Origin of the sequence: Thermofilum adornatum (assembly GCF_000446015.1) — an archaeon.
GTDB lineage: Archaea > Thermoproteota > Thermoprotei > Thermofilales > Thermofilaceae > Thermofilum > Thermofilum adornatum.
This window is the reverse complement of the sequence record NC_022093.1, coordinates 1473493-1487899: the sequence shown is the minus strand read 5'-3', so window position 1 is coordinate 1487899 and position 14407 is coordinate 1473493. Positions and strand designations below refer to the sequence as shown.

Below are 14407 nucleotides of genomic sequence, written 5' to 3'. Positions count from 1 at the left end.
TTTATTTTGTCTGTTTTTGTTCCTCTTTTCTGGGTCTAAGCAGTATACCTATCCCTGCACCGAGCAGGATACCGGCGACGAGGCCTACAAGGAGGGAGCGCGTAGCCTCCTCTCTACCCACGCCTGTAGCCTGCATAGCCTGTAGCTGGCTCTGGAGCTGGGCTATCTGGGCTTGGAGAGAAGACAGTTGTCCCTGGAGGTCTTGAACCTGACTTTTAAGGTTGTCCCTCTCCTTAGTCACTGCGTCAAGCTGAGCCTTTAGCTGGTTTATAAGCTGGTCTCCAGCCTGCTGTGTAGATACAGCAGATATTCCGTGGATCTTTGCTGGCTTGGCTTCCTTGTCGGCCACATACGAGCTGAGCTGGCTGTATTGGTCCTCAGCGGTAGGCGCAAGGAGATCCATTATGCGCGGTATCACATTGAACAAAACTGCTTTTGCATGTTTGGCGCCCGCCCCTACAACCCAGACGTCTGGGTCTAGGCCAAATGGCCTTATCTTTTGTGGACCGTATCCGTCGTAGCTTGTCAGAGCCACAGTATATACCCATTTTGAGGCATTTCCGGCGTCAGGCAAAATGCTCTTTGACACTTCTCCAATTATTGCGTTTCTGGCAGGGTCAGCGTAGACCTTGAACCTATTTCCGTCCTGGACATATACTGTGCCGTCAGAGAGGTATATGCCCGACTTTTCGCCGTTCGGGACGGGGTCAGAGCCCCATCCTGGTGCAAGCAATACAGCTATGTGCCAAGCAGAATCGTCAGTAAGGTTAACATTTAAGCCAAAGGTATCAGTCCTTCCCGGGAGCTTCAAGGTTGTATGGATGTAGATATGAACAAGTTGCAGGCAGAAGCCGTTTGGCCCGCCCCACGGGTTTCCGCCTAGGTTCTTCACGTATACTTCAAAGACGAGACTCGTGCCAGTGTCTAGAACCCTGACCTTTGTCAAGTCGAATACCCCAGGCACAAACACGTCGGCTTTGGGGTACTTGTAGCCTCCCGCGCCGTCGTCGTCCCCCTCTGGGTCAGAAGCCTCGAACACCGTCTTGGCTCCAGCAACCGTAGTGGCTCTTGGGACGACCAGCTGGTAGACCTGCCCGATACGGGTAGAGTATTCGGCTATGTTTCCAGAGTCATAGGTGACAGAGGATATATAGACGAGCTCTCCCTGTGAGAGGGCAAGGTTGCTCCAGGGAACATATGCCTCCACAACATCGTTTACCGACGCTGAGCCGTAGAATAAGGGGATCCATCCGCCCTTGCCGTCTGCCGCGCTTACAATTATTGTTGAATTGGCTGGGTAGATTAGGATCTCGTAGAACAGGCCCATGCCTAGATCCAGCTTGGAGTATCTTGGGATGGAGTTGAAGCCTGGATGCATGGGGCTGACACTCCTAGACATTGCAGTTGTGTAAATGCCAATCGCAACGCTAGGCCTTGAAAGCACTGACTTATCAACTGGTACAACGGCCAAGTAGAGACCATTTCCAGTTGGCGAGACAAGTATGCTTTTAGCCACCTTGTTGCCCATAGACATGTTTAGGGCGCCGTTCCACTCGCCTGGCGCTAGAACCCCGTCAAGCTTAGGCTCTACACTTGGCGGCTTTGGCGTATCCGTGTTTAAGACGCCCACAGGCGTGGCGTCAGGGTTAAACTGGGTCAAGAGGTAGTCAGGCGGCGTCATGCCGGCGTCAATGTATGCTTTTCTAAGATAGCCTTTGTACATGGGGTTTGCTGGGAATCCTCCACCCATGTCGCCACCATACCAGAATGTCCAATCGCTTGCCTCGGCCCTCAGAATGTCTTCGACAACGTTTGGATTAATGAACAAGGCGTCCTGGAGTCTAGAGACACCCAGTTTTTGTAGAACATCATTCCTGGTTTTTATCAGCATCATCCATGCGGCGTTTTCCTGTCTCTGTCCAATCCAAACCGCGAGCTCGCCTCCCGACCATGAGCCTTCAGGTATTCTTCCCTGGACGTCTTTCCTTGGAAGAGAAGTGTAGGCGTCGTCCGTGTAGCTTAGAGGTACGTCGGATATGTCTCTACCAGCTAGGTCTAGGTACTTGTATGTTTTTAGTGGGAGCTCCCTTGTTGTGGAAGAGAACTTTGAGAGGTATTCAGCTGGCGTGGTTGTAACAAGTATCCCCTTTGACTGGTAATCGCTTAGCAAAGAGTATAGTGCTTCCAGGAATGTGTCTCCGAATTCCTGGTAGTTTTCCCAGGGGTTTTCCCCGTCAAGCGCTATAACAATGATGTTTGTGCCGTCACTTTTCTTTGCAAGGTTTAGTAGCCTGTTGACAAAGTCTTGTGCTGCCTGTTTCGGGTCCTGTCTGCTGTACTGGAAGCCTATCAGGTCGCTGAGCTCGTAGTTCCTGAAGAACACATATATCTTGCTTCCCCCGTATGTAGCGTACCAGCCCCTCATGCCCACATTTGGATCCGAGGGGTCGAGCCCGGCCTTGACCAAGAGTGACTCGTCGGTGACTGTCCAGAGGTAGCCTTCACTGGCAAAAATGTTGAGTACCTGGTCGTTTACCGCCTGCTCAGCTGGCCAGATCCCCTTCGGCTTATAGTTGAATACTTTCTGGAATAGTTGTGTGCTGAGGCTGACGTGGAGCCTGACGTCGTCCTGTAGGCCGAAGTCTGCGAGGATTGGCGCAAGTGGGTGGCTATATGGGACAGGTATAAGCTCTATCTGGCCCTTGCTTGCAAGCGTTCCATAGATGCCTAGCACCTTGCCTAACAAGTCTTTGTGAACACTTAGTATGTCCTGTAGTTGCTGCCTCGTGAAACCCTTGCCTCCGCTGAGTGCCTGTTGCCTTAAGGTGTATACTTGTGGGTACTGCTCCCTCAGAACCTCAGGATCTATCCAGAAGAGGTTGAAGAGAACAGCTAGATCCACAAAGTCTTGGTCGGTGAACTCTGAGACAACCTTTGCCTTGTAGTCCTGTTCCGGCAGGTACCTGTACTTCGAGAGTGCACTCTGCGCCCTGTCCCTGAGCTCTGTATACCGTGGAACAACATTGACGACCCTGTCCCAGTTGACGTCGAAGAAGCCCCCTGGCATCACCAGCATAGAAAACTTTTCGTCTATGCTGAGCGACGCTCCAGAGGCAATTTTCTCAGACAATATTTGCCTGTAATCTTTTATGCCCTGGTTGTAGTCGAGGATTTGCTGTATGAGCGAGCCGGAAAAGGTAAATGTTGCTTTTACCGATGGGTACTTGCTGAGAATATATGCCATCTTGTAGTAGTTGCCGACCGTGTGCATCCTTGTCCATGGCAGGATGAACGCCTTGCCGTCTGCGTCATAGTACCAGGCTGATGATAGTGCCAAATAATAGATACATAGAGAGGCTTTGTCTCTTGCGCAGACACGAATGAAGCAAAGGGCTGAACAATGAGTAGCGCCAGAAGAACAAGCATAACTAATTTTTTATCCATAAAGAATCACCAGGAGAAAAAATATTTTTTTATTGTGGGGCTTTAGGCGTCTCCTTCTTCTTTCCTTTCCCCAAGAAGTAACCAACAGCGAGGCCGACTATGAGGAGGACTATGGCGAGGCCCACAGCCGTGCCAGTGTTCATGGTTGAGGCTTTCAGGGCGTCAAGATCACTCTTAAGCTTCGAGTTTTCGTCCTGCAGGCTCTTAACCTGGCTCTGTAGAGTGTTGACTTGGCTCTGGAGCTGTGATATCTGGCTCTGCAAACTGTTTACCTGGGTCTTCAGGTTGTCCCTCTCCTGTGCAACAGAGGCAAGCTGGGCTTTGAGTTGTGGTAGGATTGGCGGGATGGTGGCGGGAGTCTTTGTGTTTACGTCGAAGCTACTTAGCCACTGGTATTGTTCTTGGTCTGTTATCCCGTTGGGGTACTCAGGACTATATACAGCAATATCGTATACCCTAGGCTCGATGCCGAACTTTATCGCGTTTGCCATTGCTAGTTTCTGCTCATTGGTTGCCGTGGCAACTGCCCAGATGACCCAGTCGCCCTTGTCAAGGCTTGTACCCCTAACCTTTAGTGACCCGAATCCGTCGTAGCTGGTAAGAGCAACAACTATTCTCCAGTTCTTTATGTTTGCAGGGTCAGCCTGGTCGAACAGCGACCTGTCGAGGGTCGCTACGATAGCGTTTCCTTGTACTGAGACTTTGAAGTTGTCTCCCTGAACGACCTCATCGAAGGGCCTATAGAGGACGGCGCATTGTCCCTTAGGTATTGGTTGTGGCGGAGTCTCCCAGCATGGGCCCAGTATAATTGCGTAGTGCCATGCCCAGGACGGGTCAAAGTTCAAGTTTAGGCCAATGGCAGAGGAACGGGCTGGGACATTTGGTGGAGCATCTGTGTGAAGATATATCTGAAGGTTTTGGAGGCAGAAGCCGTTCTTGGCGCTCCATGGGTTTCCACCTGTGTCCTTCAGGTAGACCTTGAAAGTGACTGTTTTGTTCTCGACATATACTTCGAACTTGACTATGTCGAATATTCCTGGCTTGAATACATCTGCCGTTGGATAGCCATAGAAGCCAGGACCCTTGTCGTCTCCAGTAGGGTCAGAAACCTGTATTGTTGGGTTTTGTGCCCTGACAGGCACAAGTAGAAACGGCAGTATTAGTACGAGTAGCAATGTCAGTACCCTAATTTTGTTTGTGTTTTTCATGGTATCTGCAAGATTTTACTGTATATAATTGTATTTAAGTTTTTCTTGTTATAAATAAATAATCCTGGACAAATATTTTACACGAAAAGTGAAGATTAATTAATTAAAAACATTAAAAACTGCTGGAAGAAAGTTTTGCATAAATAGACTTTGAAGGACAATACGACTGGGAACAACTTAAGATGGATCCAGAAAAAGTTTGCATTTTATGCCTAGCTGTAAATGTCCAAATGGAAATGACTTTTACTTAGTTTTAGAAACATAGGCTAGTAGGGAGACGGACAACAGCTGTGTTGCCAACACGTAGGCTCCGATCAGCCAAATGGGAGCGTTAAGGTCTATCATAAGTCCGTATAGCGCTCCCGCCCCGAGAGAGCCTAGGCCAACCATTGTGCTGAAGACACCGTACGCGGTAGCCCTAACACTTGGGTCTGTAAGGTCGCCTACAGCAGCGCGGTAGACAGACTCCTGCGAGCCCAGGACGATACCAAAAACTAACGCGGATGCAACTATCATTGCTAGGCTCCTCTGGAACGCTAGGAGCGGGATCAGTATTGAGAGGGTGAAGGGGAAGAATAGGACGCGGAACTTGTACTTGTCATACAATAGACCAAAAGCCAAGGCGAAAACTGCGTCTATCAACTGTATAGCCGCGTAGAGGAGGGGAGGGAACCATGGGCCCATAGCTTTGACCTCGGGTGTCTCACCGGCTAAATAGAGGATGAGTGAGGCTGGGAAAAGTCCCAGGGCGTTTATACCTACGGCCGTTATATAGGCTGTTGCCCGCCGGGATAGAACCTTTGAGCCCTTGTTCTCGTCTTTCTTGTTGTTTGTCATTTCCTCTGGTAGCTTTGTTTTGGCTCTGAGATAGATCAATGTAAACACAAGCAGAAGGTAGGGTATAAAGGATAGGTAAAACGCGTATCTAAAGTTGCCAAAATATGCAATCGCTACTGCAAACAATAGTGGACCAAGAGTTGCCCCGATCTGATCCATGAGCTCGTGTATACCGAAGGCTTTCCCACCGCCTATGCTCTTCGATGCAAAAGAGATGATCGTGTCCCTAGAGGGCGTCCTGATGCCTTTCCCAAGCCGCTCGAGGATGACTAGTGTAGCCGCTAGTGCCCAGCCTAGGCCGAGGACCTCGCTGAGTGGAATAAGGGGAATTGCTATGATAAGACCGTAGCCCAGAAACACCAGAAGCCAGTAGCTCTTGGTTTTGTCCGCCAGGTAGCCTCCTAGCAGTCTGGAAAAATAAGACATGAGTTCTCCAAGTCCCATCACGGTGCCGACGACGGCCGCGGAGGCTCCAAGGAACTTCATGTATTCTGGTATGGTGCCGCGGGACCCCTCATAAATTATGTCTCCTAAGAGACTCACAATGCCGAAGGAGAGAATAATACTATAGGCTCTCCGCTTTTCATCATTCATATGACGCGCCAAGAAATCTTACAGGGAAAAAACATATTTATCTTATGCTAGATTCCATCTTTGAATCTTTTGATACCTCGAGACTCCAGCCAAAAAAGGTGATACAGTTAGCTACAAAAGGAAAAAGAGGAAAAACTTCTCAAAAGAGATTCGTCTCTAAAATTTTTGGAACACATTAAACTTATGAAATATTCGAAGTTCTATGGTAACAGAGTAGGAAAAAACCGGTCAAAATCTGAAATAACACCGAGCAAAAAAATTTACTTTACGAAAAAACTGGCACGATTCTTCATAAATAGTTGCTACCAGGCAATTTTATCAAGATTATGGTCTCTAAGGGGAATCCAGAAGAAAAAAGAATTATTTTAGAGATGTTATTTTTTTGTGGCTTCTTTTTCTTTTCCTTTCTTTTTACCACAACCTTTCTTCTTAGTTTCTTTTTCTGCCATAACGTTACATTTATGCAAAACATGGAGTTAAATAATTAACGCTTAAGTATTAGTCTCGAACCTTTCTTCATACTTCTTAAACCATAATAAGTCCAAGTTTACTTAGAGCCTAAAAATAAAATTCTTTAAGAGAAATGCAAGGAAGATCGTTGCACCTATGATCACGAGGAGGTAGTCCTTGAATGAGAACCTGAGCTCTCGGTACCACGTGTGACACTTCTCGGAACCGAAGCCCCTCAGCTCCATCGCGTCTGCTATGTCGTATACGTTCAAAGCTGAGCTAACAGTTACTGGCAGGATCAAGGGTACGACTTGGATTATTCTTGCTAGGGGGTTTTTGCCTCCTCTTGGCCTATAGCCTCTAGCCATCTGTGCCTCGAGGGTCTTTCTAAGCTCTCTAAACATCTCAGGTATATACCTGAAGCTTAGCTCGACTACGTATGCGGCTTTGTATGGTACTCCTAGCTGTCCAAGTGCAGGGGCATATAGGTTAGTGGGAGTGGTGAATACGAGTGCGAGGGTAACTGTTGCAATGGATAGGAGCCTTAACACGGGTGTCACTGATGCGAGTAGATTCTCTTCGGTTATCTTTATTGGCCCCCACTCTGCCAGTACGGTTCCTCCTTTGGGGTAGAGTAGGGTAAGTGTAAAAAGGTTAAGGAAGGACAAGACAACTATTACGAGTATTAGGAACCTCCACGTTGCATAGGTTTCCCTGAAGGGTAAACGTGCAAGCATATAGAAGACAAAACCAGCTACAAGTAGAAAGGCTACTTCTATTAAGCCGCGGGCGATCAGCGTGGACAAGATAAAGAGAAAAACAAATATGATTTTTGCCCTGGGGTCAAGCCTGTGTATTATGCTTTTGCCCTCAATGTACCTAACAAAGCGTTCTCCCATATCGTTATGCCCTTCTAGCTCTCCCCGCGGCTGCCTTGTAGTATGCGGCTACTAGGAGGGGCGTCAATATTGCACCGTTAACGGCGTCTGTTACTGCCGCAGGCAGGAAAAGTGCATATATTGCCTCCTCAAGTGTAGAAATGCCGTAGCCGAAGATATAGTCCGTGAAGGCGGCGAAGCCCATGCCGATAATCGAGCCAACAACCGCAAGTATTGCGGCCCAGATTAGTCCGACCTTTTCTCCCCTCTTCTCTTCTGGTAAGAAGTATACCACAAGCCCCGGTATCAAGCCGAGGAGACCGTTGCCAACGTCCCAGTTCCACCAGAAGCCTCCCCAAGATATTGCGTCGCTTATAATGTTTCCCAGGAAGCCAGAAACGAAGCCAACTATGGGTCCAAAGACATAGCCGAAAAACATTGGTATCGAGACGCTTGGTCTAAGGGATACTAGCTGGGTCCCCGGTAGCTGTAAAACGTTGAAGAAAACGTTGAGGGCAGCGTAGAGGGCAGTACCTACAGCCATTGCAACTATTTGGGTAGTGCCAAAACCTTTCTTAGGTGTTTTCGCGTTCACGATAGATTTTCGACATATTTAAATTTAAGTTTTTTGTAGGGCTTTCTCGAGCTCTCTCCTCCTGTACACCCTTTTCCCGTTGCTCAGCTCTCTGCCAAGCCTTATTAGCTGTGTCTCGCGCAGACTACCCTGCCTCAGAATGTCCTCCCTAGCTAACACCTCTACTGTTGAGCCATCGGCTATGACCCTGCCCCCAGACAGAACTATGGTCCTGTCTGTGTACTCGAGTGCTATGTCTATATCATGCGTTATGAGGATGAAGGTGCGGACTTGGTTCAAGGAAGTCACAAAGTCTAGGAACCTGACATAGTTAGCGTAGTCTTGCCCAGCAGTAGGCTCATCCAAGATGAGGATGCTTGGATACATTGTGAGAACAGCTCCAACACATATACGCTTCTTCTCTCCATAGCTAGAGGAGAAGGGCGACCCGTCAAGGAGATGGCTTATCCCGCATGCCTTTGATACTTCATCTACTCGTTTATCGATTTCTTCCTGTGGAACCCCGAGGTTCCTGGGTCCAAATGCTAACTCTTCCCTCACAGTCCTGGCAAAGAGCATTGAGTAGGGGTCCTGCACGACAAGCCCAACCTTGCCGGCTAGCTCGTAGGGCTCCTTTCTTCTAGTGTCCTCTCCGTCAACGAGGACTCTACCTTTGGTCGGCTTAAGGAGGCCGAGCATAAGCTTAGACATTGTGGACTTACCTGCGCCGTTGTTGCCTAAGAGTGCCACTCTTTCGCCCTCTCTTATCGTTAGCGAGACATTTTCCAGCGCATATCTTGTCCCATCGTATGAGAAGTAGACGCCCTCGAAAATGATTACGTCTTTTCCAGAGTCACGCGTGGTAACACCGTTGATAGGTAATAGAGACTTATTGACCATTTGGGCGGAGTATATAAGTGAAGAGGGAACCCTAACCTTATCCCTGTATTCTGCTAGGCCTTCCGGGGAATCGAGCTCCTTTAGAACTACGCCTTTATCCATTACGATTATCCTGTCAACCCTTACTCCCTCGAGTATCTCTTCTGTCTTGTGCTCGGCAATCACAATGGTCTTGCCCCGCTGCTTAAAATCCTCTACACGTTCCAGGACAAGCCTTACACCCTCACTGTCAAGGTTCGCCAAGGGCTCGTCAAGCAGGACTACCTCTGGATCCATGGCAAGTATCCCAGCAAAAACTACCCTTTGTTTTTCGCCGCCGCTAAGTGCATTTATGTCTCTTTCTCGCAAGTGGAGGGCGCCCACTGCTTTTAAACTGACCTCGACACGTCTCCTTATCTCTTCTCGGGGCATACACAAGTTGGCAGGGCCAAAGGCAACATCGTCCTCTACTGTCTGGGCTACAAGTTGCTTAGAAACCTCCTGCATGACAGTACCAACTATCCTTGAAAGGGCCTGCGGAGAAGACTCTGCAACATTGACCCCAGAGACGGTAACACTTCCCTTATATTCGCCCGCGTACCTGTGCGGTATAAGACCATTGATGGCCCTAATTAGTGTGGACTTGCCGCACCCGCTTGGCCCAACTAGAAGAATTGTCTCCCCCTTTTCTACCTCTAGGTCTATCCCTCTCAGTGCAAAGTCTTTTCCGCCTAGATACTTGAAGCTTAGACCCTTAACCTCTATCACTGCCACGCAACACGAAAAGAACACAAAAAACTTAACATTATCGGTGACTTAGCATTTGTAGAAAAATTTTCTCAGGGGTAGATTCTCCTCTACATGTTAAACCAATATAGGCTTTGAACATCAAAAACGAATAGCTGTTAAGGCCTTGAGTACTTTACACTACGTCCAAGGCGCAAGAGAGATGCACCCCCTTAATTGTCAGATAGAAGTTGCACAAATGATCTCAAGACCGGAGACAGCTGCCCTTTGGGGCATTATCCACGTATCTATGCCGTTTTTGCTCTTCTTTCTAGCAGAACTACTCGTAAGAAAACTAAAGACAAAGGAAGCAGTATATCTTTATTTGGCACCTGTAACTTATGCTATTTTGACGTGGGCGGCGGTAATCAATAACTTCTTTATAATAATTCATAGGTAACAAAGGAAGCTCTCCAATTGATACTAGTTCATTTTTCCTCTTAAAACCTATATGAAGTAGTTTTCAAGGCTATTGGAAAAGTATGTGTAAAGCTTCTATGATATAGCTAAATTAAACTTTATATATCAGTTGTTTTAATCATATCTTGAAAACGAATGTTTGAGAGAACAAAAAACCTTGGGAAAAATGTAACGGCACTGCTCTTGCTGGGCTTCTTTAGCGCCCTTGGAAACGGTATGATAAATGTCTTTATACAGCCGTATCTTAAGCACATAGGGTTAAGCCCACAGGAAGTAGGGCTACTCCAGCTGGCCTCTAGCATTGCTCTTTCTGCATCCCTTATCCCTGCGGCTTTCCTTGCAGACAAGTTTGGCAGGAAAAAAATTGCCTTATCCTCGCTTGTCCCTATTCTTCCTGGCTTCCTGATAGTGCTCTACGCCCCATGCTTCAACTATATGCTTGTCGGATTCGTATTGATAGGAATAGGTAATGCAATAGCCGGCGTCACACTTAATCCCCTCATAGCTGATGTCACACCTAGAGACAAGCTGGATCTTGTAGGCTCTTTGTCACAGATACTTGGGCTGGTCGGCGCCTCTATAGGTATGGCACTCTCATGGGTACCACAGCTAATAGCCAACAGCCACAGCCTGCTAGATGCCTATAGAACCTTCATGCTTTATGGAGGAATAATTGCTGCTACCAGTTTCCTATTGTTGTTGCCAGTCAGGGACAATGTGAAACCTTCGGAAAAGTTTGTGCTCGGCTTCTCACGGGAAACACTTATATTTACTGTTCTCTCGGCTATAACTGGTCTTGGTGCGGGAGCCTCCATCCAGCTGATCAACTACTATTTCATGACTAAATTCGGCGTGGAAGCAGGGGAGCTCGGCACGAGGATGCTCGTTGAAACCCTGCTCATGATACCCTTCACGTCGCTAGCCCCAATTATTTCGAGCCGCTTGGGCACCTTGAAAGCAGTAGTAGCGCTACAGCTAGCTTCAATCCCCCTACTCGTAGCTACTGCCCGGGCCCCCAGCTTCCTAATGGCCGCGGCATTCTTTACCCTTAGAACAGTCCTAATGAATGCCGCCAACCCCCTCTTCTGGTCCCTAACCATGAAGACTATAGGCCCCGAGGAGAGGTCACGCTACACAATGCTGAATATCCTAGCATCACAGATAGCCACTGGCACGGGCTCGGCAATAGGAGGAACACTCATGAACATAAATCTTGACTCTCCTCTCTACCTAACAGCATCCATATACCTAGTACAGACAATGCTACTCTACACGCTCTTGAAGAAGCTAGACAACAATTAGCTTAGCTAGCCCGTTAGCGTTCTATATATTCGTGGGCGTCAATAAGTTGCCTTATATTGTGGGAGAAGCAGGCCTGAAGAGCTCAGTTGCTGTAAGGGCCTGTTCTCCCAGGCGCTGTTGTATCTGAGGAGAACTTGTCCATTTTCCAAAAGTTTAACTTGGACTATTTCTTTCTGTAGGCCAGCGTGTGCTATCATTGTCCTCTTCTTGACGGCAGAGAAATGCTGGTTTGGCTCAATGTATATTAGGTATAGGGGCGTCCAGTCTGCTTCTTTCAGGATTCTTTGTATTCGGAAGGTTTTCTTCTCTATTCTGGCGAGCTCGTCCTCTATAATGTATCTATATGCCTCGTTTACAGCCTCATATAGCGGTAGAACTTGAGCTAGTTGTCTTGTGTCGCTTGGGTAGCTTAGACCTTTCTCTTTGAGGCGCCTTGCCACTGCCACAGTTAGCATAAGCAAGTAAAGGGCGTCTGGGTTGATGGCTAGCCTCCTCTGGACAGTGTTGCCCGAGATCTCTACGCTGGTTTCCCATTCTCCATGTGCTTTCTCGAGCGCTTCCCAGGCTTTGGCTGCTGTTTCTTGGGAGACAGCGTGTACTAGCAACAGTGGGAGTGGATAGTAGAGGGAGCTCGCCACGAGGCCTGCATATTCGAAGTAAGTCTTGTTCAATTCTATGTAGGGCTGTGTTCCAGGCTCCATTGTCTCCAAAAGGTTTTCAGGTATAACTGGGGGTATCTGTATCGAGGAATGTGTCTCTTCGGCTATGAGGTTTAGGCTCATCTCTGGCTGTCCGGGGCTCGCTAGGGGCACCGGGTCAGCGTTGTAGATGTATATCTTGACTCCCCTTTGTTCTGCAAGCACGAGGTGTTCGTGTCTAGCTAATAAGAGGCTGGCAAGCCTATTGGCAAGCCTCGTGGTTAGGCTCGGCATAAAGTTTACGCCGTGCGTCGTGTCGACAACGATACTGCTAAAGGGCTTCTCCATTATCGTTTTTCCGAGATCGTAGAGTGCTATTGACTCGAAGTCTCTTGGGTTTCCCCTGAAAATCCACTTGCCGCCAGGCCGTCCCACGGCTGGACATATTACCGGGTGTATGACTGGCTTATATTGGTCTCCCAGCAAGCATTTGACATAGCTGGACAAGAAACCTGCAAGTTGATCCCTAAGTTCTTTGTAGCTCTTTGCTTGAGAAGCATATCGAAGATGCTCGATATTCTCTTCATAGCATTGCCAGCATTTGCTGGGAGACTGTGGCTTAGGGGCTTCCTCTACAAGGCTATCGAGGACTAAGACGAATACTTCTGACCTGGGGAACATTTTTAAGAGTAAAGGGAGAGTAGTGCAATGATCAAGTGATATCCCCTTAGTAGTATACCTTACCTGGCGCCAGCCCGCCGGGTGGCCCCACGGTACCACTATAAGTGTGTCGATCCCGCTTTGACCCATTGTTTTCCTGCCAAAATACGTCTAACACCCCTATATCTTTTCTCATACATAGAGAAAACTTTTTTCTCTACGAGCCTTTTACTCGCAAGCTAGTTCTGCATGCTTTTTATGTTTTCGCCTTGGACTTGAAAATATGGACATTCAAAGAAAAATATCTACTTTGTTTTAATCCAGCGATACAGTAGCCAAAGCGTAAAGATAGCGAAACCTGCAAACGAGGCAGCAAGGCCAACCTCCATTACTGGTAGAATTGCCTTTTTAAGGCTGAGAGAAGCCCCAGCTATATCAGTGGATCCCATTACAAACATTGGAGACAACTCATATACAAACGTTCCTGCCAAGGCGAGCGTCCCTCCGAATGCTAGGAGCCACCCAGAGACATCCTTCACTATGTTGGTGAACTCGTCGAGATAGAGGAAGAACATTGCAGAGGCAATCACAAAACTCAACATGTGCCAATGCGCCACGTTATATGCTATTTCGTCCCTCAAAGGCCAAACGGCTCTTATAGTCTTCAGGTTTGAAGCAACGATTGGACCCGTGGATGTAACGAACAGCGTCATCCAGATAGGGACAAGAAACAGCCCCACCTTTGCCGGGTCACGCCAGTCACCATTCCTAAGCATATCGGCGAGCCGTAACCATAAAATCAGGAGTGTAATGTTCAGAGGTGCTATACCTACAAAAATAATCTCGTGGGCTATAGATCTCCAAATGGGCACCACCGTTGTCCCAAAGAACATAACGGCTACCCCGAATATTTGGAAAATCAACGCCCACCTGTAGAGCCTGGGCTTCCACTCCGATAGCCGGGACCATTTAAGCCCTATAAACATTATAGCCGTCGACCATATTGCAACAGCCGCATGTGCGTGGGCTGTGACAAGCAACTGCAGAGAAGTCTGCGGAGACACAAGGCCACGGTACTCCCTGGTCGAATATTCTTCAATGATGTATATGTGCGCCTCCTTGGAAAAGCCTAGATGAGAAGCATACATGGCCCCCATAAGTACTCCCCCAAGCAAAGCAACTGCGGTTGTAAACGCGGCCACCTTCTCTAGAGTTTTTTCCTTCCAGCTTATCCTCACAGGTGACATTGCATAAGTAAAAAGCACAGCCCCCGTGAACATCAATGATAGCCCTAAGAGATAAACGCCGTGGACAAGCGGGCTTCTCCAGAAATATGCAAAGACAAGCGCAGAAAGAACCGTTATTATCCAGCCAGCGGTTACGAGGTTGAGAAGAGGCTTCCTCAGTTTCTCGTCGTGATCAACATATTTGACTGCAAGGTATAGTGTGCCAGCCATTACAATTGCGGCCGCAACATGGTAGACCATTATTACTCTTGCCGCGAAGTCCTCCTCGGTAGCCTTTACGGAAAAAATTTTAAAGAGAAAATCTTTGAAGCCCAACTCTGCAATAGGTCCTGAAAGGAGGCTTAGAAAAACTATTACAGGCAAGGACGCTATTAAGAGAAAATCCACGTACATTGGCCGTTTCATCTCGGTGTCGACCCCTCGAATATAGACCTAATGACAATGTCAATAAAAATTTTTGGTAAAGAAATCTCACACACGATTAGAATCA

10 protein-coding genes are annotated in these 14407 nt (G+C 47.8%); 2 read left to right on the top strand and 8 right to left on the bottom strand.

Features of this window, described 5'->3' with window-relative positions; genetic code table 11:
- Position 1: 1 nt before the first annotated feature.
- The 6 genes from N186_RS08040 to N186_RS08010 all read right to left on the bottom strand — a co-directional run bounded on the left by N186_RS08040 (position 2) and on the right by N186_RS08010 (position 9638).
- Positions 2–3337 (bottom strand): glucodextranase DOMON-like domain-containing protein, encoded by a 3336-nt coding sequence (locus N186_RS08040; RefSeq protein WP_020963308.1) that lies wholly within the window; start codon positions 3335–3337, stop codon positions 2–4.
- A gap of 136 nt (positions 3338–3473) precedes the next feature.
- The gene (locus N186_RS08035) at positions 3474–4652 is read right to left on the bottom strand and encodes a glucodextranase DOMON-like domain-containing protein (RefSeq protein ID WP_020963307.1); all 1179 of its coding nucleotides are present in this window, start codon (positions 4650–4652) and stop codon (positions 3474–3476) included.
- A 243-nt stretch (positions 4653–4895) separates the two neighbouring features.
- The gene (locus N186_RS08030) at positions 4896–6083 is read right to left on the bottom strand and encodes an MFS transporter (protein WP_020963306.1); all 1188 of its coding nucleotides are present in this window, start codon (positions 6081–6083) and stop codon (positions 4896–4898) included.
- Positions 6084–6634: 551 nt separating this feature from the next.
- On the bottom strand, positions 6635–7432 hold the full coding sequence (locus N186_RS08020; protein ID WP_020963303.1) for an energy-coupling factor transporter transmembrane component T family protein: 798 nt from the start codon (positions 7430–7432) through the stop codon (positions 6635–6637).
- Between the two features lie 4 nt (positions 7433–7436).
- The gene (locus tag N186_RS08015) at positions 7437–8006 is read right to left on the bottom strand and encodes an ECF transporter S component (RefSeq protein ID WP_020963302.1); all 570 of its coding nucleotides are present in this window, start codon (positions 8004–8006) and stop codon (positions 7437–7439) included.
- A gap of 24 nt (positions 8007–8030) precedes the next feature.
- A complete protein-coding gene (locus N186_RS08010) occupies positions 8031–9638 on the bottom strand; it encodes an ABC transporter ATP-binding protein (RefSeq protein ID WP_240366734.1) in 1608 nt (535 codons plus the stop codon).
- Between the two features lie 139 nt (positions 9639–9777).
- On the opposite strand from N186_RS08010, the gene N186_RS08005 reads away from it, so the two are divergent.
- Together N186_RS08005 and N186_RS08000 are read left to right on the top strand one after the other, a co-directional pair.
- A complete protein-coding gene (locus N186_RS08005) occupies positions 9778–10050 on the top strand; it encodes a hypothetical protein (RefSeq protein WP_148682165.1) in 273 nt (90 codons plus the stop codon).
- A 155-nt stretch (positions 10051–10205) separates the two neighbouring features.
- Positions 10206–11372, top strand: a complete 1167-nt coding sequence (locus N186_RS08000) for an MFS transporter (protein ID WP_020963299.1) — start codon at positions 10206–10208, stop codon at positions 11370–11372.
- Positions 11373–11410: 38 nt separating this feature from the next.
- Here N186_RS08000 and csx1 read toward each other — a convergent pair whose 3' ends face one another.
- A complete protein-coding gene (gene csx1, locus N186_RS07995; RefSeq protein ID WP_148682164.1) occupies positions 11411–12820 on the bottom strand; it encodes a CRISPR-associated CARF protein Csx1 in 1410 nt (469 codons plus the stop codon).
- Between the two features lie 155 nt (positions 12821–12975).
- Positions 12976–14322, bottom strand: a complete 1347-nt coding sequence (locus tag N186_RS07990; RefSeq protein ID WP_052885573.1) for a hypothetical protein — start codon at positions 14320–14322, stop codon at positions 12976–12978.
- Between the last annotated feature and the right edge of the window lie 85 nt (positions 14323–14407).

Excerpts from the sequence above, each read along its gene's own strand:
- N186_RS08020 (WP_020963303.1), bottom strand. The coding sequence starts at position 7,432 with ATGGGAGAACGCTTTGTTAGGTACATTGAGGGCAAAAGCATAATACAC.
- N186_RS08030 (WP_020963306.1), bottom strand. The coding sequence starts at position 6,083 with ATGAATGATGAAAAGCGGAGAGCCTATAGTATTATTCTCTCCTTCGGC.
- N186_RS08035 (WP_020963307.1), bottom strand. The coding sequence starts at position 4,652 with ATGAAAAACACAAACAAAATTAGGGTACTGACATTGCTACTCGTACTA.
- csx1 (WP_148682164.1), bottom strand. The coding sequence starts at position 12,820 with ATGGGTCAAAGCGGGATCGACACACTTATAGTGGTACCGTGGGGCCAC.
- N186_RS07990 (WP_052885573.1), bottom strand. The coding sequence starts at position 14,322 with ATGAAACGGCCAATGTACGTGGATTTTCTCTTAATAGCGTCCTTGCCT.
- N186_RS08000 (WP_020963299.1), top strand. The coding sequence starts at position 10,206 with ATGTTTGAGAGAACAAAAAACCTTGGGAAAAATGTAACGGCACTGCTC.